Origin of the sequence: Pseudomonas sp. AF32 (assembly GCF_022342325.2) — a bacterium.
GTDB lineage: Bacteria > Pseudomonadota > Gammaproteobacteria > Pseudomonadales > Pseudomonadaceae > Aquipseudomonas > Aquipseudomonas uvaldensis.
Map to the genome: position 1 here is coordinate 43,564 of NZ_RQJK02000009.1, position 23,965 is coordinate 67,528.

11 protein-coding genes and 1 pseudogene are annotated in these 23,965 nt (G+C 61.5%); 3 read left to right on the forward strand and 9 right to left on the reverse strand.

Features of this window, described 5'->3' with window-relative positions:
• Nucleotides 1-5: 5 nt before the first annotated feature.
• Together EGM97_RS10640 and EGM97_RS10645 are read right to left on the reverse strand one after the other, a co-directional pair.
• Nucleotides 6-995 (reverse strand): FecR domain-containing protein, encoded by a 990-nt coding sequence (locus EGM97_RS10640; RefSeq protein ID WP_238964722.1) that lies wholly within the window; start codon nucleotides 993-995, stop codon nucleotides 6-8.
• Nucleotides 985-1,485: a sigma-70 family RNA polymerase sigma factor gene (locus tag EGM97_RS10645; protein WP_238964735.1), complete on the reverse strand. Its 501-nt coding sequence runs from the start codon at nucleotides 1,483-1,485 to the stop codon at nucleotides 985-987. Before EGM97_RS10645 ends, EGM97_RS10640 begins: the two co-directional genes overlap by 11 nt.
• 250 nt (nucleotides 1,486-1,735) lie before the next feature.
• On the opposite strand from EGM97_RS10645, the gene EGM97_RS10650 reads away from it, so the two are divergent.
• On the forward strand, nucleotides 1,736-3,616 hold the full coding sequence (locus EGM97_RS10650; RefSeq protein ID WP_053152000.1) for a methyl-accepting chemotaxis protein: 1,881 nt from the start codon (nucleotides 1,736-1,738) through the stop codon (nucleotides 3,614-3,616).
• A 136-nt stretch (nucleotides 3,617-3,752) separates the two neighbouring features.
• Here EGM97_RS10650 and EGM97_RS10655 read toward each other — a convergent pair whose 3' ends face one another.
• From EGM97_RS10655 to EGM97_RS10675, 5 genes are all read right to left on the reverse strand, one after another.
• Nucleotides 3,753-4,217: an SRPBCC family protein gene (locus EGM97_RS10655; RefSeq protein ID WP_238964721.1), complete on the reverse strand. Its 465-nt coding sequence runs from the start codon at nucleotides 4,215-4,217 to the stop codon at nucleotides 3,753-3,755.
• A 32-nt stretch (nucleotides 4,218-4,249) separates the two neighbouring features.
• Nucleotides 4,250-7,798, reverse strand: a complete 3,549-nt coding sequence (locus tag EGM97_RS10660; RefSeq protein WP_238964720.1) for a non-ribosomal peptide synthetase — start codon at nucleotides 7,796-7,798, stop codon at nucleotides 4,250-4,252.
• Between the two features lie 10 nt (nucleotides 7,799-7,808).
• Nucleotides 7,809-8,741, reverse strand: a complete 933-nt coding sequence (locus EGM97_RS10665; RefSeq protein WP_238964719.1) for a diiron oxygenase — start codon at nucleotides 8,739-8,741, stop codon at nucleotides 7,809-7,811.
• A complete protein-coding gene (locus EGM97_RS10670; RefSeq protein ID WP_238964718.1) occupies nucleotides 8,738-9,514 on the reverse strand; it encodes a DUF3050 domain-containing protein in 777 nt (258 codons plus the stop codon). The genes EGM97_RS10665 and EGM97_RS10670 overlap by 4 nt, the downstream gene beginning before the upstream one ends.
• 671 nt (nucleotides 9,515-10,185) lie before the next feature.
• Nucleotides 10,186-10,875 carry a GntR family transcriptional regulator gene (locus EGM97_RS10675; RefSeq protein ID WP_238964717.1) on the reverse strand — a complete coding sequence of 230 codons (690 nt, stop codon included), beginning with the start codon at nucleotides 10,873-10,875 and terminating at the stop codon, nucleotides 10,186-10,188.
• 203 nt (nucleotides 10,876-11,078) lie between these two features.
• On the opposite strand from EGM97_RS10675, the gene lapG reads away from it, so the two are divergent.
• On the forward strand, nucleotides 11,079-11,768 hold the full coding sequence (lapG, locus tag EGM97_RS10680) for a cysteine protease LapG (RefSeq protein ID WP_238964716.1): 690 nt from the start codon (nucleotides 11,079-11,081) through the stop codon (nucleotides 11,766-11,768).
• Between the two features lie 14 nt (nucleotides 11,769-11,782).
• Nucleotides 11,783-13,729 carry a cyclic di-GMP receptor LapD gene (gene lapD / locus EGM97_RS10685; protein ID WP_238964715.1) on the forward strand — a complete coding sequence of 649 codons (1,947 nt, stop codon included), beginning with the start codon at nucleotides 11,783-11,785 and terminating at the stop codon, nucleotides 13,727-13,729.
• A gap of 152 nt (nucleotides 13,730-13,881) precedes the next feature.
• On the opposite strand, the gene EGM97_RS10690 is transcribed toward lapD, so the two are convergent.
• Both EGM97_RS10690 and EGM97_RS10695 read right to left on the reverse strand, forming a co-directional pair.
• Complete coding sequence (locus EGM97_RS10690; RefSeq protein WP_053151984.1) at nucleotides 13,882-14,220, reverse strand: hypothetical protein; 339 nt, start codon at nucleotides 14,218-14,220, stop codon at nucleotides 13,882-13,884.
• 121 nt (nucleotides 14,221-14,341) lie between these two features.
• Nucleotides 14,342-23,680 (reverse strand): annotated as a pseudogene (locus tag EGM97_RS10695) (retention module-containing protein); the annotation flags it as partial.
• Nucleotides 23,681-23,965 lie beyond the last annotated feature (285 nt).

Here is a 23,965-nt window from a genome sequence, read left to right on the forward strand (position 1 = left end):
AAAAATCAGGCAGGACGTTCCACCGTGACCCACCAACGGGTCCGATAACGTATCTGCACCGGGAGTGTGCGCGGCAGCACGGCCAGCAGCTTGTCGGTATCCTGCAGGCGGAAGACGCCTGACAGCCGCAAGTCCGCAATCGAGGCGGCGCACTTGAGGTAACCCCGGCGGTAGCGCCCTACCTCGTTGAGAAAGTCTTCCAGGCGCATGTTGCGTGTGACGATCAACCCGTCCGCCCAGGCGCCGGCATCCATGTCCAGCGGCGGCGCAACGGTGGCCGTGGATGAAGTGATCAGGTAGCTCTGCCCTGCATTCACCTGGAAGGGATCCCCGTTGCTGTCAGCGTGCGAACGGATCAACACCCGGCCACTGCTGACGCTCAGGCGCGTGCAGTCGCTGTCCTGGCGGACGACGAAGCGGCCCTCGATGCCTTCGAACAGTCCCTGCCGGCTTCGTACCAGTAAGGGCCGCTCCGGATCTCGACCACAGGTGACCATGATTTCACCGCGTGCCAGGTTGATCAGGCGTTGGCGGGAGGTGTAGTCCAGATCGGCTGCGCTCTGAGTGTTGAGCTCCAGGCGCGTCCCATCCGGTAGCTGGAAACCCCGTCGCTCGCCAATGGTGGTGGCGAAATCGGCGCTCCACGGCTGCCAGCCCAGGTCCTTGCCCAGCCACGCGGCGGAGCCCAGCAGCGCCACCCCCGAGAGCAATTTCAGAGCCTGGCGGCGGTTGAGTCGCCGGGCGCTGTTTTCCAGGGTTTCGAGGGCAATGTGAGCGCCGGGCACGGCCCTCAGGTTCGAGGTCAGTTCGCTGTGCAGCGATTGCACCCGTTGCCAGGCCAGTTCGTGTTCAGGATGAGTGGCGCGCCAGGCCTCGCACTGTTGGTGCAGAGTGGGATGGGTGGCGTGGTTGCGCAGGCGCAGCACCCAGTTGATCGCCTGTTTGACCACTTGCTGCGAAGGGCCGCTACGACGGCCCATGGGTTCAGTTTTCATAACGCAACACGTAACAGTGATACAGCGCATCGGCGACGTAGCGTTCCACTGAACGCAACGAAACGCCCATTTGCTCGGCGATCTGCTTGTAGGTCAGGCCTTCACACTGGGCCAGCAGAAATGCCCTGCGCACTTTGGGCTTGAGGCCTTCGAGCATTCTGGCGATGGCTTCGAGCAGTTCCAGGATCAACGCCTGGGCTTCGGCGCCGGGGGTTTCGGCTTCCGGCAGATGGGCTATGGTTTCGAGGTAGGCGCGCTCGATTTCTTCCCGTCGCCAGTGGTCGATGACGAGGCCTTGGGCAATGGTGCGCAAAAAAGCTCTCGGGGCCTTGAGTTCCAGGCGTTCGGTGCGCTGCAGCAAGCGGACGAAGGTGTCCTGTGCCAGGTCCGCCGCATCAGCGGCATTGCCAAGCCGGTTGCGCAACCATGCATGAAGCCAGCCGTGATGACTGCTGTAGAGCGCCTGTACTGCAAACTCGGGAGATGACATGAACGCGACGCCCTGGGTGTCACAAATGATAATAGGTCGCATTGTCATCAGCGTTCAGGGAATTTGCAACCACCATTCGACTGTCATCCTTCCGTCGCCTGATGTTTGAAAGCCCTAATTTTTTTCGCGGGCTTGCCGACAGAGAATCATGCGTGCACCAAATTGGAGCGGGTTACCTCCCGCCCACGCTGTTACATGGAACGTTGCAACCCGGAATGCACCCCAACTCTTTGCATAAGAAGCCTCATCGATGAATCTCAAGTTCAGCCATAAGATCCTGCTGGCCGCCTCTGGTGTAGTGGTGCTGGCGTTCGCGCTTTTCACCCTCTACAACGATTATCTGCAGCGAAATACCATCGGCCGCAGCCTCGAATCTTCCATCGAGCAATCCGGCGAATTGACGGCCAGCAGCGTCCAGAACTGGATGAGTGGCCGGGTGCTGGTGCTGGAGAACCTCGCGCAGAACATTGCGCATCAGGGCGCCAATGCCGATCTGGCGGGGCTGGTGGACCAGCCGGCGCTGACCTCGAACTTCCAGTTCACCTATGTGGGCCAGGCCAACGGTGTCTTCACCCAGCGCCCTGACGCAAAAATGCCCGACGGCTACGACCCGCGTCAGCGTCCCTGGTACAAACAGGCCGTGAGCGCCGATAAAACGATGCTCACCCCGCCCTACTCGGCGGCAGTCGGTGGGCTGGTGGTGACCATTGCTCTGCCGGTGAAGAAAAACGGCGAACTGCTCGGCGTCGTGGGCGGAGACCTGAGCCTCGACACCCTGGTGAAAATCATCAACTCGGTGGATTTCGGCGGGATCGGCCACGCATTCCTGGTCAGCGGTGACGGTCAGGTGATCGTCAGCCCGGACAAGGACCAGGTGATGAAGAACCTCAAGGACATCTACCCTGGAACGCCGGTGCGCATCGAGAAAGGCATCCAGGAAGTCGAACTGAACGGGCAGGATCGCATCCTGTCGTTCACGCAGGTCGCGGGCCTGCCGAATGCGCAGTGGTACATCGGTCTGTCGATCGATGAAGACAAGGCCTATGCCCCGCTGAGCCAGTTCCGGACTTCGGCCCTGATCGCCATGTTCGTTGCGGTGGCGGCCATTGCGCTGCTGCTGAGTCTGTTGATCCAGGTGTTGATGCGTCCGTTGACCGCCATGGGCCGCGCCATGCAGGACATTGCCCAGGGGGAGGGTGATCTGACCCGGCGTCTGGTGGTGCACGGCAAGGACGAGTTCGCGGTGTTGGCGGGCTCGTTCAACCAGTTCGTCGAGCGGATCCACGCGTCGATTGCCGAAGTGTCTTCTGCTACCCGGCAAGTGCACGACCTGTCGCAGCGGGTGATGACCTCGTCCAACGCTTCGCTGGTGGGATCGGATGAGCAAAGCGCGCGGACCAACAGCGTGGCGGCGGCCATCAACCAATTGGGCGCTGCCACCCAGGAAATCGCTCGCAATGCCGCCGATGCTTCGCAACACGCCAGTGGCGCCAGCGAACAGGCCGACGATGGTCGTCAGGTGGTGGAAAAAACCATCCAGGCCATGACCGAACTGTCGCAGAAGATCAGCCTGTCTTGCACGCAGATCGAGACCCTGAACGCCAGCACCGACAACATCGGGCACATCCTGGATGTCATCAAGGGCATCTCCCAGCAAACCAACCTGCTGGCGCTGAACGCTGCCATCGAAGCGGCCCGTGCCGGTGAAGCCGGGCGTGGTTTTGCGGTGGTGGCCGATGAAGTGCGCAACCTGGCGCACCGTACCCAGGAGTCGGCGGAGGAGATCCACAAGATGATCACCTCGCTTCAGGTGGGCTCTCGCGAAGCGGTGACCACGATGAACGCCAGCCAGGCCTCCAGCGCCGAAACCGTGGACGTCGCCAACCAGGCCGGCCTGCGGCTGGTCAGCGTGACGCAGCGTATCGGTGAGATCGACGGCATGAACCAATCAGTCGCCGCGGCGACCGAAGAACAGACCGCCGTGGTGGAAACCCTCAACATGGACGTCAGCCACATCAACCTGTTGAACCAGCAAAGCGTCGCCAACCTCAATGAAACCCTCAAGGATTGCGATGCCTTGTCACAACAGGCCAATCGGCTGAAGCAGTTGGTGGACAGCTTCAAGATCTGATGCAGAAGACTGTCACCGGAAGGAAAATCTGTGGGAGCAAGGCTTGCCCGCGATGATATCGGTACGACCGACATCGCTGTAAGCCGTTCCACCGCCATCGCGAGCAAGCTCAGCTCCCACAAGGTACTAGCGATGGTTACTTGAGCATCGCCTTCACATTCCCCATCGCCTCATCGGCGAAACCTTGCAGGAAGTCCCTGAAGCCCGAGGGTGTGTGGGCGTCGGTGTGGTCGGCGATGATGGTCCAGGTGGCGCGGCAGCGGTTGTCCGCCAGTGGCTCGACGCGCATCGCCGCCCAGAGGTTGTCGATGCCCAGGGTGTTGTAGATCAGCGTCCAGGTCATGTGCATGGCCTGGTCGTCCCGGCTGTTGAGCTGTTCCACCACCAGGTTCTGCCCGTCGGTGAAGAACTTCTTGCGCAGGGACCTCACGCCGTCGCCAGTCATTTCGATGCGCGCCAGTGCCGGGATGAAGCGGTTGAATCCGCCAAAGTCGCCCACCAGCTCCCAGGCACGAGCAGCATCGGTCTGTATCTCCACCGAGGTTTCGACATGGCAGGCGTGGGGGTTCTTTATCAGGGTGTCGGGTTGAAATGCACTCATGGTATTGCTCCTTGCTTTGGGGTTGAGTTACTTCAGATGAAATCGATGGCCTTGAGGTAGTCGGCGCCGCGTCGCAGCAGGGCCGGTGACTTTTCCGGGTAGCGGGCGCCCATCTGCCGTACCCCGGTCCGGGCGTTGTCGTGGCGGATCATCGAGATGTCGCCGATGTCCTCCTCGAATCCGTTGAGGTAGAAACCCAGCACGCCAAACAGCGCGTTATCGGAGTCGACCCGGCCCAGCTGGCGCTGCCAGTCCGCCACACTCACCAGCGAGAACTCCCGCCCGCTGTCGCGAAACGACGCCACGTAATCGTCCCAGCTCAAAGGCTCGGGGTTGTGCAGGTTGAATACCGCCTGGTTCGGCTGGTAGCGGCTGGCATGAAAGGCGATGAAACGGGCCAGGAAATCCACGGGCATCAAGTCGAAATTGAGTGACAGGGCCGGCACCTGGCCCAGTTGGATCGAGCCCTTGAGCATCAGCATCAAACGGTTTTTGTGGGGCTGGCAGACCCCCGTCAGGCTGTTGAAACTGATGTTGCCGGGGCGAAACAGGTTGACCCGCACGCCCCGATCCCGGGCCCGTTGCAGGATCCGTTCACCGACCCATTTGGACAGGTTGTAGCCATTCTTGATGTAGATGGGCGGCGTCGGTGCGGCGGGCTGCTCCAGCACCTGGCCGTCATCACCCAAGGCGCTGGAGGCCGACAGGGTGGAGACGAAGTTGAAGATTTTCTTGCTGCGCCCTTCGCAAAGGCGCAGGCATTCGAAGATCGGCTCCACGTTGTCCCGCGCCAGCGACTCGTAGTCGAGGACGTGATTGACGTGGGCGGCGTTGTGCACCAGCGCGCCGAAGGTGCGGTCGATGCGGGTGTAGACGTCATCCGGCAGGCCCAACTGCGGCAGGGTGATGTCAGCGGCGTAGACGCTGACCCGGCTCAGGTCCAGATGAGTCAGGCGATTGTCCTGCAGGGCCTGGGAAAAGCGTTGTGCCGCGCTTTGCCCGGCGGACTCACGCACCAGGCAGGCGACTTCGGTGGCGCCCCAGGCCAGCAAGGCTTCGACGATGTGCACGCCGAGAAAACTGTTGGCGCCCGTCACCACCACCTTGTGCACATCACCGATCTGGCTGACGGGCAGCGGATCGATGTTGAGTTCGGCTTCGGCATCGATGAAAGCCTGTGGGCTGAGCACCGATACACCCGTTGTTTCGGGACCGTCGAGTAATTTCGCCAGGGTGATCAGCGTGGGCGCTTCGATGAAGCGATTGATCGACAGGCTGCGGCCGAAAGCCTGGTGGATGTTCAGCAGCATCTGCGACAGCAGGATCGAATGCCCGCCCAGGTTGAAGAAGCTTTCATCGACGGCGATGTCTTCGGCGGGCAGCTCCAGCAGCTCGGCCCACAGCTGCTGCAACTGCGCTTGCAGCGGGTTTTGTGGCTGTCGGTGCTGACTATCGGACTGGACCTGCACCGACAGGGCGAGCAAGGCCCGGCGATCGACCTTGCCGTTGCTGGTGTAGGGCAGGTTGGCTAGCTCGATGTAGGCGCCAGGATGCATGTAGGCGGGCAGCGTCCGTTGCACATGCTCGCGCAAGGCCTGGAGTGCGGCACCGGGCCGGTCTTCCTGTGGATGGACGAGGAACGCCAGGATCCTGCGACGTTCATCCACACCGACCGCGACCTGACGGAACAACTGGCTTTCCCGCAGGCAATGCTCGATTTCCTCCGGTTCGACCCGAAAGCCGCGGATCTTCACCTGGTTGTCGCGACGGCCGCACAGTTCGATACCGTGCTCGGTCCACTGGCCGATATCGCCGGTGCGATAAACCCGTAGCGTGCGCTCGCAGGGCAGCGACAGGTCGAGATAGCGGCTGGCGGTCAGCGTCGGGTCATTCAGGTAGCCCAGGCCGACGCCAGGCCCGGCGATATAGAGTTCGCCCGGTGTGCCCTCCGGGACCGGTTGCAGGTGTTCATCCAGGATCAGCACCCGACCGTTGGCAATGGGCACCCCCAGGTTGCGGTTGTTGTCGCCACCGGTGAATTGCCGCGTGGTGGCAAGCACGGTGGTTTCCGTCGGGCCGTAAATGTTGTGAAACCGGCAATGTGGCGCCAGGCGCTCGATCACAAACGGCTCGCAGACATCCCCGCCGGTGATCAGGTGCGTCAGGCCCAGCGGCTCCTCCAGGGGCATCACGCTCAGCAGCGCGGGCGGCAGGAAGGCATGGGTGACTTGTTGTGAGCGGATCAGCTCGACCAGTTGGCGCGGATCGCGACGTTGGTCTTCGCCGGGTACTACCAGCAGCGCTCCCTGGATGAAAGTCGGCAGGATATCCAGCAGCGACGCATCGAAGTTGATGGTGGAGAACTGCAACGCCCGGCTGTTGCGCTGCAACCCGACATGGTTGCCGTACCAGGCGCAGAAATGGCTGAGGTTACGATGACTGAGCAGCACACCCTTGGGCTGACCGGTGGTACCCGAGGTATAGATCGCCACCGCCGGCTCGTCGATGTCTACTGTGCGGCGGATCAGCGAGGCGGGGAAATCCGGCCTGGCGGAGGGCAGCCGGTGCACGTTCAGGGTGGGCACCGGGAGATCACCCAGGTCGGTGCTGCCGTCGTGCAGCAGCAGGTCGGCCTTGGCGTTCTCCAGGATGAAGCGTCGACGTTGCGCCGGGTGTTGCGGATCCAGTGGCAGGTACACGGCGCCACAGCCCAGCACCGCCAGGATGGCCGCGTACAACTGCGCCGATTTTGGCAGGCACAGCGCAATCACCGTTTGAGAGCTAGGCTGGTGAAGGGAAGGCTGGTGAGAGCGAGGCTTGTGGGAGCAAGGCTTGCCCGCGATGAACGATGGCTCGGTCTGGTTGGGTACCGCTGTGTCAGTATCGCGGGCAAGCCTTGCTCCCACAGGCCTTGTGTCAACAGAGGCATGCGCCAACCGTTCCAGCATGGCGCGCTGCAACTTCAGCGCTTCGCTGCGCAAGGTTTTGTAGTCGGTGAGCTTGCCGTCGGCCCACAGCGCCGGTGACAGGGCGTCATCGAGCATGTGCTGTTCGATGTCATGCATCACCGGGACTTCGGCGGCGGCCAGCAGCCAGGGCACGGAGGCTCGATTGAGCCGGTGTTCGAAAGCCAGTGGCTCCAGCGCATCGAGCCCATGTAAAGGCTGATCGACAACGTCGACATGAGGCGCCGGCCAGTGATCGAAGCAGGTTGCATCCCGGGATAGCTGACTGACCAGCCGAGCAGCGGTTTCGACCACTGTTGCCAGTGTATTCAGCCGCAAGGATTGACCGTTGCCGCAGCTTTGCATGGCAACAGTTTCCTGGCATAGCAGGCGCTGGGCCCCGTCGCGGAACACCACGACGGGTTGCGGCAGTGCCTCGCCGGGCACCGTGCGTAATGCCACACGCACTTGAAGACAGGATCGGGCTTCAATGGCGCACTGCACCGTGCCGTCGTCGATCAACAGGTCGACAGGTGATTGAGCATCCACGATCCCGTGACCGTGCATTTCAAGTTCTCGGGCCAATTCGGCCATGGCCTGGCTTGTGCCAGGCACTGCAATTTCGAGGCGTCTCATCGGGGGCTCCTCATGGGATCAGGTAGTCGGCCAGGGCATCACGCACGCAGGGGGAGGCGAGCATCGAACTGCTGCGGAAAAAGCGCGTGATGTTGCCCACCAGCGGGTGATAGCGATTGATGGGATAGGCCAGCGCGCTGGCTTCTTCGCGTAGCGACTGGCGCACCGATTCGTCGACGGGCAAGTGGGCGATCAGCTCGAAATCGAAGGCCTGCTGCAGATCGCTCGCCAGGTATTGAGCGATGAACCCGGGCATCAGGCGTGCAATCGCCTCGCGGTCTTCTTCGCTAGCGGTGCGCCAATACATCTGCACCAAACGCGTCCAGAACCCCGAGTGCCGGCCCTCGTCCAGTAAGTGATCGGCCATCAACCCTTTGATCGATGCCTTGACCGAGTCGTCCCGGGCGAAGGCGGCCACTTCGTTGGTCACGGTGTTCTCGGCAATGGCGATGCAGATCAATTCGACGGCGCTGAGCAAGTGTTCCGGCGCCTGGGCCAGCGTCGCGGGGATGGCCCGGCTGAGTTCGATCTGTGTCGGTAATGGGATCGGTGCGATGCCGGTCATGTCGATGGTCTGCTGCATGAAATCCATTGCCACCAGCGCGTGATAATCCTCGTCCACCACCACGGTCATCGCGTCGTAGCGGCAGGCGAACGGGAACTCGATGCCGAAGCGATTCTTGGCGATGCGCCGGGCGGTGTGGTCCACCAGCTCCGTCTCGAAGATCACCACGTCGTTGATGAACTTGTAGAGGCTTTGCACCAGCACAAAATCGCGCAGTTGTGGGCAATGGCTGAGAAAGGTCTGGCTGTGCACCAGGGGTTGACGGCTCATCGGGAAAATCAGCTTGTCGTCGTTCTCGACCCGACGCCGTGGCCGGGTGCGGATCGTGGCGCGGCTTTCCCAGGTGTCGGCGAAAGACTGGTATTGGATGGCGTTCATGGCATCACCTGCGCAACCGGCTGGCTCATGCTTTCGCGCAGGCCGTCCCACAGGGCCGTGCGGCTGTTCACGGCGGCGAGCGCGGAGGACAACACCTCGGCTTCGCGCTGCGGATCGCCATCGATCAGCCGGGCCAGCAGTTTCTCCGCCGCCGGGCCGTGATCTTCGGAATCCACTTCGATGTGCCGTTGCAGGTAGTAACGGAACGTCGGCGCCTGGTCCAGGCCGATGCCCCAGGCATCCAACATGCGCTGGAACATCTGCGGGATGACGCTCTCGCGGCCGTGCACGAACGCAGCCGCCACGCTGTGGGCCGGGGCGTGCAGGGCGGTGTGCAGAGTCTGGCGAACGAACCGCGCCGCCGCCGGTTCGACTTCGACGCTGTCCAGTGCTGTGTCGGGGCTGACACCTTCCTGCTGCAAGGTGATGAATTGTTCAATCGCCCGGGTATCCGCACCGACCTCGCGCATGGCGTCCAGGTACAGTTCGAAGTGACTGCAGTACCCCGCACCCGGACGGTCGTCCGATTCTTCTCCCAGGACGATCTCGTTGATCAGGCGAGCCGCCTGCGGATCGGCCGGCGGCAGCCAGGGCAGGTGGACGCAGGTCAATTCCCGCTGCAACCGTTTGGTCAGCGACATGAAATCCCACACGGCAAACACATGGCTTTCCATAAAACGGCGCAACAGATCAATTGACGTTATTTCGGAAAAAACCGGATGTTGCCCAAGTTCACGTTTTTTCAGAAAAAGTTGTTCTTTGGTTGGCTGCATTGGAACGTCCTCATCAATGATGTTTGACCAGTAGGCGGCTCGAGATTTAATCAAGGCGAGCGGGGGCCTGAACCGGAATCCATGAATAGCTAAAGTGTTTGCTTTACCATCTGTGCCGGGCTTGTGGGCCTTTGTTCATGGGCTTTTGGTAAAGAATGTGATCATCGATAAAAGCTCGACAGCGAAAAAACTAATACACGTAATAAGTGAGTCGCAAGAACTTTTTTTATTATTTTTATTTGTGGTTTTATTGGGCGCGAAGAGGCTGGTTAAAACTTTATATATAAGTTTTATTGGGTCGAAGTTGCTCCTTCCGATGGATTGTCATCAGAATCGAAAAGTTCGAGTGAATGCCTCACTCGGAGCACTTCAGGGAACAGGAAATAAGGAAGTTTGTGTATTAAGGGAGGGATATCGGTCGGACACTCGATCATCCCGCCGGTTGGGCGACGCTCCTTGCGTGGTGGCTTCGATTCGCCAGGCTGATGGCCGGACGCTGACTTCTTCAGGTCTGTTTCTTGAATCGACAAACGCAAGAGTGAGCCCAAATCGACGGCAGTGCCATTAGGCCGACACGACGATGCGTCGCGTCCACGGCCAAGCCCGCCGTGGAGGCGGGAAGGCCGGTAGGAAGGATGTGTAAGAAAGTGATACGCGGGTCGATAGGCGGGTCAGCCTGGAGACTGCTCCAGGTACCGGCGAATGGTCACGCAGGCTTTTTCCAGATGGCGCTCCAGCAGCGCCACTGCCTGATCGATATCTCTGGCCGCCGCTGCTTCGAGCAGCGCGCGATGATCGTCCTGGGTCAGCTTGCCCAGTCCCATGGAGGACAGGTGAAAGCGCAGGAAGCGCTCTTCTTCACTGAGTTCGCGCTCGATCAGGTCCAGCAGCTTGCTGTTGGGCGCCTTGTGGTAAAGCGACATGTGGAACAGCCGGTTGAGCCTGCCGATTTCACTGTGATCGGTCTGCGTTTCCAGCTGATCGATATAACGGGCGGCCTGGGCCAGGTCATCGTCATCCAGCAATGGAATCGACAGGCGCAGGGCAAATGCTTCCAGCACCGCGCGCAACGCATATGTTTCGATGGCGTTATTGGTGATCAACGGGGCCACCACGGCACCTTTGTGCTGGACCACGTTGAGCAGCGATTGGGCTTCGAGCTGACGCAACGCTTCTCGCACCGGCATGCGGCTCACGCCGAACAGGTCGGCCAGCTCCTGCTGGCGCAAGGCGGTGCCGCGAGGCAGGCGACCGTCGAGGATGGCCTCGCGCAGGGAAGCTTCGATGATCGACCGTGCCTGAGCCGCAGGGACGGGTTTGTTGACCTGGATAGTGCTTAACGGCTTGGGCTTCTGTGTCACGACAACGCACCCTGGCTGGTAGTAACGAAATTGGATCCAAGCCAACACTAGTTACAGTTTGTCATGCCGTCAAAATCTCACGGCTCCGGTTCCTGAACTAAAGTTTAGCGTGTCCGCAGTGATTCCATCCTGCCATTGTCTTTTCCCGGGCCAGGCTTCACCATCCAACGAATGACTCACGGCCCTTTCCGGACGTATTTCCCTTGGCTGCACTTTCTCCTGTCTTCAGGTCCTTGCGCTGGTTGTGTTCGGCATTGTTGCTGGCCGGCCTCATGCTGGGCGCTCTCAGGGCTGATTGGGACTTTGCGCAGATCAGCCGGCGGGCGCAGGCGTTGTACGGGCCGCTGGGCGAAGGGCAGCAGCGGATCGATGCCTGGCAGAAATTGCTGGCGACCCAGAAGCAAATTCCGGAACTGGAACAGCTCAAGGTGGTGAACCTGTTCTTCAACAAACAGGTGCGCTACGTGGAAGACATCGACCTGTGGCATGAGGTCGATTACTGGGAAACCCCGATTCAGGCCCTGTGGAAGGGCGCTGGCGACTGCGAGGACTACGCCATCGCCAAGTATTTCAGCCTGCGCCATCTCGGGGTGTCCAGTGACAAGCTGCGCATCACCTACGTCAAGGCGTTGCGGCAGAACCGTGCGCACATGGTGCTGACCTACTACGCCACCCCCGATGCCATGCCATTGGTGCTCGACAGCCTGATCGATGGCATCCAGCCGGCCAGCCAGCGAACCGACCTGCTGCCGGTCTACTCTTTCAACGCCGAAGGGCTCTGGCTGCCGGGCACCAAGGGCAACAAGAAAGTGAGTGATACCAAGCGCCTGTCCCGGTGGCAGGATGTATTGAAGAAAATGCAGGCCGAAGGTTTTCCGGTCGAGACTAACTAGGAGCGCGCGCTCAGATGTCCCTGTTCAAACAGCTGTTGATCGCTATCTGTCTGTTCCTGGTGGTTGCCTTCAGCGGCAGCTTCATGGTCAGCCTGGAGAGCTCGCGGGCCCAGTACGTCAACCAGTTGCGCTCCCACGCCCAGGACGCGGCCACGGCGCTGGCGCTGTCCCTGACGCCGAACATCGATGACCCGGCGATGGTGGAACTGATGGTCAGCTCGATTTTCGACAGCGGCTACTACGCCAGCATCCGCGTGGTCGATGTGGCCACCGACAAGACCCTCGTCGAGCGCACCGGCATTCCGGATGCCGGCAGCGTGCCGCAATGGTTCGTCAAGCTCATTGGCCTGGAGCCGGCCGGTGGCGACGCGATCGTCAGCCGTGGCTGGGAGCAGGCGGCGCGGGTCGAAGTGGTCAGCCATCCGATGTTTGCCCTGGCCAAGCTCTGGCAGAGTGCGCTGGGCAGCCTGAGCTGGCTGTTGCTGTGCGGCGCCATCAGTGCAGTGCTGGGGGCCTTGCTGCTGCGACGTCAGCTCAAGCCGCTGGATTATATGGTGCACCAGTCCCATGCCATCGCCCGCCGCGAATTCCTGAGCCTGCCGGAGCTGCCACGTACCCCCGAGCTGCGCCGTGTGGTGCAGGCCATGAATCAGATGGTCGAGAAGCTCAAGGCGCTGTTCGAGGAGCAGGCCGAGCGCAGTGAAAAACTGCGGGTCGAGTCCTACCAGGACACGCTCACGGGACTGGCCAACCGGCGTTACTTCGAAATGCAGCTCAACGCCCGGGTGAGCAGCTCCGAGCAGGCCAGTTCCGGTTATCTGTTGTTGCTGCGGGTCAAGGACCTGGCTGGTCTGAACCAGCGATTGGGCGGACAGCGTACCGACCAACTGCTTAAAGCGGTGGGCGAGCAATTGCTGCGCGAGAGCGCCCGCTACCCTGAAACCCAGAATCTGGTGACGCGCATCCGCGGTGGCGAATTCGCTGTGCTGGCCCCGGGACTGGTACGTGAGGAAGCCGTGCAGCTGGCGCAGAACCTCGAAGCCGCGCTGGCGAGTCTGCATGCCACCGGGGCGACCGACGTGGCGTCCGTGGCGTCCATCGGACTGGCGCCGTTTGTCCACGGCGACTCCCCACAAGCGGTGCTCCAGCTTGGCGACCAGGCGTTGGCTCAGGCCGAAAGCCAGGGCGAACCGGGTTGGGCTTGTCTGGAACACAGTGCATCGGTCAGCGTCGGCGACGATCATCATGCCTGGCACACATTGCTGGACGCGGCGTTGAACAATCAACGGTTCGAGCTGTACTTCCAACCGGTGGTGGCGGCCCAGGACACCCAGGTGGTCCTGCATTACAAGGTGCTTTCCCGGCTGTTGGACGAGCAGGGCCAGACCATCCCCGCCGGGCGTTTCCTGCCCTGGCTGGAGCGTTTTGGCTGGACCGCGCGGTTGGACCGCCTGATGCTCGAGCAGGTGCTCAAACAGATGGTCGAGCACGAACACGCCCTGGCGTTGAACCTGTCCTCAGCCACCCTGGCCGATGCCCAGGCATTGAATAAAATCTTCGAGATTCTGCGGTCCCATTCCAACCTTGGGCCGCGCCTGACCCTGGAGATCGGCGAAGAGCAATTGCCGGAGCAAGCGGTACTGGAGCAGCTGACCCGGCGCCTGCGCGAACTCGGTTTCTCCCTGAGCCTGCAACGTTTCGGTGGTCGATTCAGCATGATCGGCAACCTGTCGCGGTTGGGGCTGGCCTACCTGAAGATCGACGGCAGCTACATCCGCGCCATCGACCAGGAAAGCGACAAGCGCCTGTTCATCGAAGCCATCCAGCGCGCCGCCCACAGTATAGACCTGCCGCTGATTGCCGAGCGGGTAGAGACTGAGGGGGAACTGGCGGTGATCCGCGAAATGGGCTTGTTCGGGGTGCAGGGGCAGTTGATCGGGGAGCCCGGGCGCTGGGTTTAAGGCTTGGTGGCGGTGCTGCCGGTCAGTCGGTCATCGCGAGCAGGCTCGCTCCCACGTGGGTTCGGTGTGATCACGGTAGTTGTGACAGCACCCTCTTCTATGGGAGCGAGCCCGCTCGCGATGAGGCCAGCCCTGACGCAGATGAATCAGGCCTAGATCAACCCCTTCTCATCATCATCGATCAACCGGCTCAACCCACCCAATGCTTCCCGGGCCTGGCTGCGGTCCATCAGCTTGGCCTGGGCCGCCGCTGGCAGATCGGTGACACGGATGACACCTTTGGCGGTCAGGACCTGGATCAGGTCGTCGAGCACCCGGATCATCTCCAGGTCGCTCTGCTTGAGCTGCTTGAGGCTGTTTTCTACCGCCTGGTTGGCGAACCAGTCCTGGATCTCGTGGTTGTCGGCCGGCAGGGTTTCGGTGGCCTCGGCATAAGCGTTGGCTTCAACGCGCACCAGCAGGCCTTGCGCATCGCGTTGCACATAGAACATCGGGCATCCCTCATGTATGAAGCGGCATCATGCTGGGCAGCATAGGCCAACTGTGGGGGAAGTATGAACACTTATCCCATGGCGAGGGAGCCAGCTCCCCCGCCATGGTTCGGTGACAGCGTCAGCTGTTGTTGTGATCGACCTTGATGGTCGGGTCGCTACCGGCGATCAACGTGTTCAGATTGACGTTCGACCAGTTGTTGCCTTCGAGCTTGATCGTCACGTCCGGCGTGGCCGGTGCACCGTTGGCGGCATTGAACTGGCCGGTGGTGCTGACCTGCAATGACGACACACCGTCGACCGTGGTGATCTTCAGGAAGTGATCGATCGTGCTGCCGGTTTCACCCTGCAACAGATCCCGCAGGTCGATCCGGTCGCCATCGGCGGCCTTGAAGTCCTTGATCACGTCGGTGCCGGTATCGCCGGCTTTCCAGACAAACGTGTCGCCGCCCAGGCCACCGATCAAGGTGTCGTTGCCTTTGCCGCCGATCAGGATGTCGTTGCCGCTGCCACCGAGCAGGATGTCATTGCCCTTGCCACCGTCGAGCAAATCGTTACCGCCCTGGCCGAAGATAATGTCATTGCCGGCGCCGCCCAACAGGGTGTCGTTGCCGTCGTGGGCACCGGATACATCGAACGCGGTGTAGTGCTCGGTAATGTACTGGTGCACGTTACTGGTGGTGACTTTGCTGACGTCCACGCCGCTCTGTTGGGCCACGAACGCCTGGATGGCCTGGTAACCCTCACCGGTCACGCCGTTGAAGCTCACCAGGTCGCCAAACAGAATGTCGTTGCCGTCGGCGCCATTGACCGTGTCCGCACCCGGTAGGGTCGCTTCGGTATGACCGACGATCGAGTTGGCCAGGTCTTTGGGGTCGATGTTGGTCTGCGGCTTGCCATCGGAGTCGTACGGCTTGAGGTCGTTCAGGGTGACGTCCTTGTTCAGGCCGATAGCTTCCACGCCCGACACCGAACTCAACAGCGCGAAGGCGCTGAGGGAGTTGTTGCTGGTGGCCGAGTCGGTGCTGCTGCCGGTGCCGTCGCGGTACGACAGCTCATAGGTACCGTCGCCCTGAGCGTGCAGCGTGCCCAGGGATTCCTCGCTCCAGTAGCCGCCCCAGGATTTTTTCCAGGTCAGCAGCGATACGTTGCCGGACTCGTCGACTTGCACCCGGTGAGTGCTGTCCAGGTCGGCGCTGAACGTCTGGCCCAACTTGTAATTGGTCGTGGTGATCAGACTGTCGAGCTTCACGCCGTTATAGAGGTCGGGGTTCGTCTGCTCGCCGGCCTGGTAGAACGTCGGCTGGCCATCGGTGATGAAGTACGTCAGGTTCTTCGCACCGGTGTTGCTTGTCGCCTCGGTACTCTTGAACCAGTTGGCCGTGGTCTTGAACACGTCTTCGTAGTTGGTACCGCCGCCGGACACCATGGAGTCCAGGACGTTCTTGAGCAGGGTCAGTGCATTCGGGTCCTTGAGGTTGACCGAAACGGTTTTGTTCACCTGGCGATCGAAGTCCGCCAGGAAGATGTTCACCGTGCCCGAGTTGTTGCCCATGCTCTGCTTGAGGGTGTTGAACACCGAGGTCAGCGAGTTCTTGGCGGCCGTCAGAGACGACTCGCTCATGCTGCCGGAGCTGTCCACCATGAAGGCAATGTTGTAGTTGACGCCCGGTACCACGGTCAGCCCACCAATGTCCGCGACAATGACGTCGTTGCCGTCGGTGCCCGTGAAGTCGTCGCTGCCGGAGGTGGCGGTGGCGGCGTTGTAGACCGCCGGATGCACCGTCACCGGAATCTGCGCGGTGGTGACTGCCGATCCGCCAAGGGCTTCGGTGGAGGTCGACGTCACGGTCAGGTTGATCTGGCCGTTGTAGTAGGTCGGCGGTGTCAGGTTGAGGCTGCCCAGGTTCCAGCCCGTGACTGAGGCTTCACCATTGGCGCCTACGGTCGCGGTGTGGCCCGCGCCGTCGCTCAATACGCTGCCTTCGGGCATGCCACCGATCTTCACGCTCAGGGTTTCGGAGCCGTCGGTATCGGTCAGGGCGGTGGTGATTTTCGACAGGTTTACGCTGCCACCTTCGGCGCCTTCGTTGAGCTTGAAGCCGTCGTAGTAGCCTTCGCCATTGGTGCCGTGCAGATCGGAAACGGTCACGCCGGCATTCACCAGGTCTGTCACGCCGGTGTACAGCGGTACGCCAGCGCTGCTCAGGTCGACGGGGGTGCTGCCGTTGACCGACAGGTTCACGTCATAGCTGCCTGGGCCGTTCTGGTTGTGGTGGTAGATGTCCAGGGTGTAATAGCCGCTGGTGGTCGGCGTGAACGAGCCGTTCAGCTTGCCGCCAGCGCCCCAGGTGGCCGATGCCACGTCCTTGCCGCCAATGGTGACCAGCAGGCTGTCATCGGCGGTCCCGCTGAAGGTATAGGTCTTGCCGGCTTCGAGGAAAATCAGGCCGGAGGTTTTCGAAGCCGTGCCAACGTTCACGTTGCTGTCGGACTGCACGTTGGTCACGGTGGTGCTGCTGTTCGGCGTGCCGGCAGCGTCGATCACCGACTTGAGCGTGCCGGACGGCGCGCCGCTGCCATCGGTGCCCAGGCCTGAGAGGTTGGTCCAGACTTCCTTGACCAGGCCGGTGGAGGTCACATTGTTGCCGGCCACGTTCAGCGTCGGCGCATCGGCCACGGGCGTGATGTCGATCTTCACGGTGCCGGTGCTGCCCAGCGCCTGGCCATCGGTTGGCTGGAACTGGATCTGTGCGTAGTCGGATTTCTGATCGCCCACGCCGCTCGGGTTGCCATTGGCACCGGATTCGTTGGCATCCGGCGTGAAGCGCAGTTTGCCGCCGTCGATGTCGGCCTTGGTGAAGGTCTGGTTGTTGGTCACGTCTTTCCAGGTCGTGCCGTCCAGGTACTGCAGCTTGCCGTCGCTGGGCAGGCCGGTGATTTTCACACCCAGGTTTGCACTGGCGCTGTCCACGTCGCTGACGCCGAAGTTCGACCAGCCGAGGACCAGCGAAGTGTCTTCGGTGCCGGTCACCGAACCACCGGTAGCCACCGGCGCGTCGTTGACGCCGACCACGTTTACGGTGGTGGTGGCGGTGTTGGAGTAGCTGGAGCCGTCGGTCACCGTCACGGTGATGATGCGCGGCACGGTGCTCGGATCATCGCTGTTGTTGATGAAGGTGATGTTCTTGATCTGCTGCATGTAGTCAGCCAGCGTCGCATTACCCGACAGCGTCAGGGTGACCGTGCCATTGGTGCTGTTGGCATTGATGCTGATGCCATTGACGCTGTTGCCCAGGTTCAGCGCATCGCCAGGCTGACGGTTGGTCAGCACGATGGTGGCGCCGGTCAGCATGGTGCTGTCCGGGTCGGTGATTTTCAGGTCGGTGTCGGCGATCGACACACCAGGGCCAGGGGTGCCTTCGGTGAAGGTCACCTGGTAATCGGCGCCGGTCTTGCCGCTGGAGTTGTTGGCGTCCAGGTCGAGCACCGGGGCCGCGTCGTTGTCGATGATCGAGGTGCTGACGCTGCCATTGGTGCCGCTGACGGCCAAGTGCTCGAAGTTGCCGCCGGTGGCCGAGTCGATCTTGACCACGAAGTTTTCCGTACCTTCGGTAATCTTGTCGTCCAGCGTCGCCACGTTGAAGGTGGCGCTGGTGGCGTTGGCCGGGATCTTCACGGTATAGACGCCAGTGAAGTCCGTGCCGTCGGCGGCAGTGCCGCTGTAGACAATCTTGACCGTCACCTCGGTCTGCGCCGGGTTCGTCAGGTTGACGGTATAGGTGGCGGTCTGGCCTTCGGTGACCGATGTGCTGCCGCTGATGCTGACGGTGGTGCTGTCGACGGTATCGGTAACGGTGGTAACCGCTGGGGCAGTGTTTGGCACCAGGTGCTCGAAGTTGCCGCCCGTAGCATTCTGGATCGTCGCCTGGACACTGCCGGCGTCTTTGTAGACGTCGTCCTTCGGCGCATCAACGGTGACGGTGCCGGTGGTTTTACCGGCATCAATGGTGATGACTGCGCCGTTGCTCAGGGTCACGGTCACTGGCGAACCGGCTGCGTTGGTCAGGGTCGCGGTGTAGGTGATCTGACCGCCCTCGGCAACCGAACCGGTGGCGCTCAGGCTCAGGCCGGTGGTGTCCTGGGTATCGGTGACGGTGGTGTCAGCCGTTTTGCCGTCAATGGCGAGATGCTCGTAATTACCGCCTTTCGCGTCGTCGATCTTGACGCTCAGGTTGTCGCCGCCCGCGAGGGCGTCGTTTGGCGCGGTGAAGTTTACGGTGCCGGAGCTTGCGCCCACCGGGATGGTGATGATCTGGCCGTTCGACAGGGTGACTACCAATGGAGCGCCGGTAACCGGTGCGTCCACCGAAGCGGTGTAGACGACGGTGCCGCCTTCAGCGACGTTCGACGTAGCGGTCAGGCTCACGGTCGAAGTATCGACGGTGTCGGTGACATCGGTGACAGCCGGTGTGGTGCTCGGCACCAAGTGCTCGAAGTTACCGCCCGTGGCGTTGTCGATGGTGACCTCGACTTTGCCGGCGTCTTTGTAGACGTCGTCCTTCGGTGCGTCGACAGTGACGGTGCCGGTGGTTTTACCGGCGTCGATGGTGATCACTGCGCCGTTGCTCAGGGTCACGGTCACTGGCGAACCGGCTGCGTTGGTCAGGGTCGCGGTGTAGGTGATCTGACCGCCCTCGGCAACCGAACCGGTGGCGTTCAGGCTCAGGCCGGTGGTGTCCTGGGTATCGGTGACGGTGGTGTCAGCCGTTTTGCCGTCAATGGCGAGATGCTCGTAATTACCGCCTTTCGCGTCGTCGATCTTGACGCTCAGGTTGTCGCCGCCCGCGAGGGCGTCGTTTGGCGCGGTGAAGTTTACGGTGCTGGAGCTTGCACCCACCGGGATGGTGATGGTCTGGCCGTTCGACAGGGTGACTACCAATGGAGCGCCGGTAACCGGTGCGTCCACCGAAGCGGTGTAGACGATGGTGCCGCCTTCAGCGACGTTCGACGTAGCGGTCAGGCTCACGGTCGAAGTATCGACGGTGTCGGTGACATCGGTGACAGCCGGTGTGGTGCTCGGCACCAAGTGCTCGAAGTTACCGCCCGTGGCGTTGTCGATGGTGACCTCGACTTTGCCGGCGTCTTTGTAGACGTCGTCCTTCGGTGCGTCGACAGTGACGGTGCCGGTGGTTTTACCGGCATCGATGGTGATCACTGCGCCATTGCTCAGGGTCACGGTCACTGGCGAACCGGCTGCGTTGGTCAGGGTCGCGGTGTAAACAATCGAGCCGCCTTCAGCGACGGTCTCGGTTGCCGACAGGGTCAGGCCGGTGGTGTCCGCCGAATCGGTGATTGTGGTGACCGCAGGCGTGGTGCTCGGCACCAGGTTTTCGAAGTTACCGCCGGTTGCGCCGGTGATGGTGGTGCTGACGGTGCTGCCGTTGTTGTAGACGTCATTGGCCGGCGTATCGACGGCGACGGAGCCCGTGGTCTGCCCAGCAGCAATGGTGATGACCGCGCCATTGCTCAAGGTGACGGTGACCGGTGTTTGCGCTGGGTTGGTCAGCGTAGCCGTATAGGTGATCTGACCGCCTTCGGTGATGGTCTCGCTGGCGCTGAGCGTCAGGCCAGTAGTGTCCGCCGAGTCGGTGATCGTGGTGACCGCAGGCGTAGTGCTCGGCACCAGGTTTTCGAAGTTACCACCGGTCGCGCCGGTGATGGTGGTGCTGACGGTGCTGCCGTTGTTGTAGACGTCATTGGCCGGGGTGTCGACCGCGACAGTGCCCGTGGTTTGGCCGGCCGCGATGGTGATGACCGCGCCGTTGCTCAACGTCACGGTAACCGGTGTTTGCGCCGGGTTAGTCAGCGTAGCCGTATAGGTGATCTGACCGCCTTCAGTCACTTCGGTGGAAGCAGACAGGGTCAGGCCAGTGATATCCGCCGAATCGGTGATCGTCGTGACCGCAGGCGTGGTGCTCGGTACCAGGTTTTCGAAGTTACCGCCGGTTGCACCAGTGATCGTGGTGCTGACGGTGCTGCCGTTGTTGTAGACGTCGTTCGCAGGAGTGTCGACGGCGACGGAGCCTGTGGTTTGCCCGGCCGCGATGGTGATGACCGCGCCGTTGCTCAAGGTGACGGTAACCGGTGTTTGCGCTGGATTGGTCAGCGTGGCGGTGTAGGTGATCTGACCGCCTTCAGTCACTTCATTAGAGGCAGACAGGGTCAGGCCGGTGGTGTCCGCCGAATCGGTAATGGTGGTGACCGCAGGCGTAGTGCTCGGCACCAGGTTTTCGAAGTTACCGCCGGTTGCACCGGTGATCGTGGTGCTGACGGTGCTGCCGTTGTTGTAAACGTCATTGGCCGGAGTGTCGACGGCGACGGAACCCGTAGTTTGCCCGGCCGCAATGGTGATGACGGCGCCGTTGCTCAAGGTGACGGTTACTGGCGTCTGGGCTGGATTGGTCAGCGTAGCGGTGTAGGTGATCTGACCGCCTTCGGTGATGGTTTCGCTGGCGCTGAGCGTCAGGCCAGTAGTGTCCGCCGAGTCGGTGATTGTGGTGACCGCAGGTGTAGTGCTTGGTACCAGATTCTCGAAATTACCACCGGTTGCGCCAGTGATCGTGGTGCTGACGGTACTGCCGTTGTTGTAGACATCGTTGGCCGGGGTATCGACGGCCACAGTGCCCGTAGTTTGGCCGGCCGCGATAGTGATGACGGCGCCGTTGCTCAAGGTGACGGTCACTGGCGTCTGCGCTGGGTTGGTCAGCGTAGCGGTGTAAGTAATCTGGCCGCCTTCGGTGATGGTTTCGCTGGCGCTGAGCGTCAGGCCGGTGGTGTCAGTCGAATCGGTGATTGTGGTGACCGCAGGTGTGGTGCTTGGTACCAGATTTTCGAAATTACCGCCGGTTGCGCCGGTGATGGTGGTGCTGACGGTGCTGCCGTTGTTGTAGACGTCGTTCGCTGGGGTATCGACGGCGACAGTGCCGGTGGTTTGCCCAGCCGCGATGGTGATGACCGCGCCATTGCTCAAGGTGACGGTGACCGGTGTTTGCGCTGGATTGGTCAGCGTGGCGGTGTAGGTGATCTGACCGCCTTCGGTGATGGTTTCGCTGGCGCTGAGCGTCAGGCCGGTGGTGTCAGCCGAATCGGTAATGGTGGTGACCGCAGGCGTAGTGCTCGGCACCAGGTTTTCGAAGTTACCGCCGGTTGCGCCGGTGATCGTGGTGCTGACGGTGCTGCCGTTGTTGTAGACGTTGTTCGCTGGGGTATCGACGGCGACAGTGCCCGTAGTTTGCCCAGCCGCGATAGTGATAACCGCGCCGTTGCTCAAGGTGACGGTCACTGGCGTCTGCGCCGGGTTGGTCAGCGTAGCGGTGTAGGTGATCTGACCGCCTTCTGTCACTTCATTAGAGGCAGACAGGGTCAGGCCGGTGGTGTCCGCCGAATCGGTGATCGTGGTGACCGCAGGTGTGGTGCTCGGCACCAGGTTTTCGAAATTACCACCGGTCGCCCCAGTGATCGTGGTGCTGACGGTGCTGCCGTTGTTGTAGACGTCATTGGCTGGGGTATCGACCGCGACAGTGCCCGTAGTTTGGCCGGCTGCGATGGTGATGACCGCACCATTGCTCAAGGTCACGGTGACTGGCGTCTGCGCTGGGTTGGTCAGCGTAGCGGTGTAGGTGATCTGACCGCCCTCTGTCACTTCATTGGACGCAGACAGGGTCAAGCCAGTGGTGTCCGCCGAATCGGTAATTGTGGTGACCGCAGGTGTAGTGCTTGGTACCAGGTTTTCGAAGTTACCGCCGGTTGCACCAGTGATGGTGGTGCTGACGGTGCTGCCGTTGTTGTAAACGTCATTGGCCGGAGTGTCGACGGCGACGGAACCCGTAGTTTGCCCAGCCGCGATGGTGATGACCGCACCATTGCTCAAGGTCACGGTCACCGGTGTTTGCGCTGGGTTGGTCAGCGTAGCGGTGTAGGTGATCTGACCGCCCTCTGTCACTTCAGTGGAAGCAGACAGGGTCAGGCCGGTGGTGTCCGCCGAATCGGTGATCGTGGTGACCGCAGGCGTGGTGCTTGGTACCAGGTTTTCGAAGTTACCGCCGGTTGCGCCGGTGATGGTGGTGCTGACGGTGCTGCCGTTGTTGTAGACGTCGTTGGCCGGGGTGTCGACCGCGACAGTGCCAGTAGTTTGGCCGGCCGCGATGGTGATGACCGCGCCATTGCTCAAGGTGACGGTGACCGGTGTTTGCGCTGGATTGGTCAGCGTGGCGGTGTAGGTGATCTGACCGCCTTCTGTCACTTCATTAGAGGCAGACAGGGTCAGGCCGGTGGTGTCAGCCGAATCGGTAATTGTGGTGACCGCAGGCGTAGTGCTCGGCACCAGGTTTTCGAAGTTACCACCGGTTGCGCCGGTGATCGTGGTGCTGACGGTGCTGCCGTTGTTGTAAACGTCATTGGCCGGAGTGTCGACGGCGACGGACCCCGTAGTTTGCCCAGCAGCGATGGTAATGACCGAGCCATTGCTCAAGGTCACGGTGACTGGCGTCTGCGCTGGATTGGTCAGCGTGGCGGTGTAAGTGATCTGGCCACCTTCGGTAACCGTATTGCCTGCGGTCAACGTGACGGTGGTGGTGTCGACCGTATCGGTGATCTGGGTCACCGCCGGTGCGGTAGGCAGGGTCACGGCAATGCCACTGCCGCCGGTGGTGCCGGTAACGGTTACGCTGATCTGGCTTGGATCGTTGTAGACGGTGTTGTTCGGTGCCAGTGGGACGTTGACGCTGCCGGTGGTTTGTCCGGCGGGAATCACGATCACCGAGCCATTGGACAGCGTCACGGTCAGGTCGGTCAGCGGCGCTTGGGTCACGGTCGCGGTGTAAACCAGCACGCCGCCGGCTTCGGTCAGGGTCGGCGTGGCGCTCAGGGTCATCGTCGCATTGACCACGGCGTTGGCGGTCGTGTCGGCGGTGGTATCGCCACCCAAGGTGTTGTCATCGGCAGCGGCAGCCGCCGCGAGACCTTCCGTCGGGAAACCGACAGTCGGATCGACGCTTCCAGCCGTGGCATCCAGCACTACAACGCTGTGGCCGCCCCCGGCGGTCCCGCCTGCGCTCGCTTCGCCAGCGCCGGCGGCGGTCGCTTCGAGGGCTGTCGTCGGGTCGACGCCCGCCGCGATGGCCTGCTGCAATTCTTCTACGGACGGCGCGGCCTGGGCAGTGGCCTGCGCAAGATCGGTCGAGGAGTCGGGGGCGTTGGCGCTCCACTGGGTGTCGCGACCCAGGTCCAGGGTGCGGCCATCGGCCAGGTCCAATGTGACGGAGCCGGCAGGGCCGGTGTCCAACTGGTCGCCCGTGTACAGGCGGTCGCCTTCAATGAGTACGCGCCGGATGCCCTCGGGGGAAACGGCGAAAACCTGACCAACAATGCTTTTGACGACGGCAATAACACTGCTCATTGAAGACTCTCCGGGTACAACGTTCAGTAAACTTCCATGGACCCGGTAGCCAAGTACGGCAGCGGTCTGGACGTTCTTTGTTTCGCTAATAGGGGTTAATTTGACGCCAGCAAATCGTCAATATTTTGGCTGTTTCTTCCAGCTATTTTGTTTCTGCCAAACTATTGACCTTATGCCGGCCATCCTAAACAATCAGCAGCGTAATGTCACATTGATATTTAAGCGGCGACCCGTTCTTTCGGTGCATGATTCAGCCCCTGTTTCGAACTTTCCGACATACGGTCA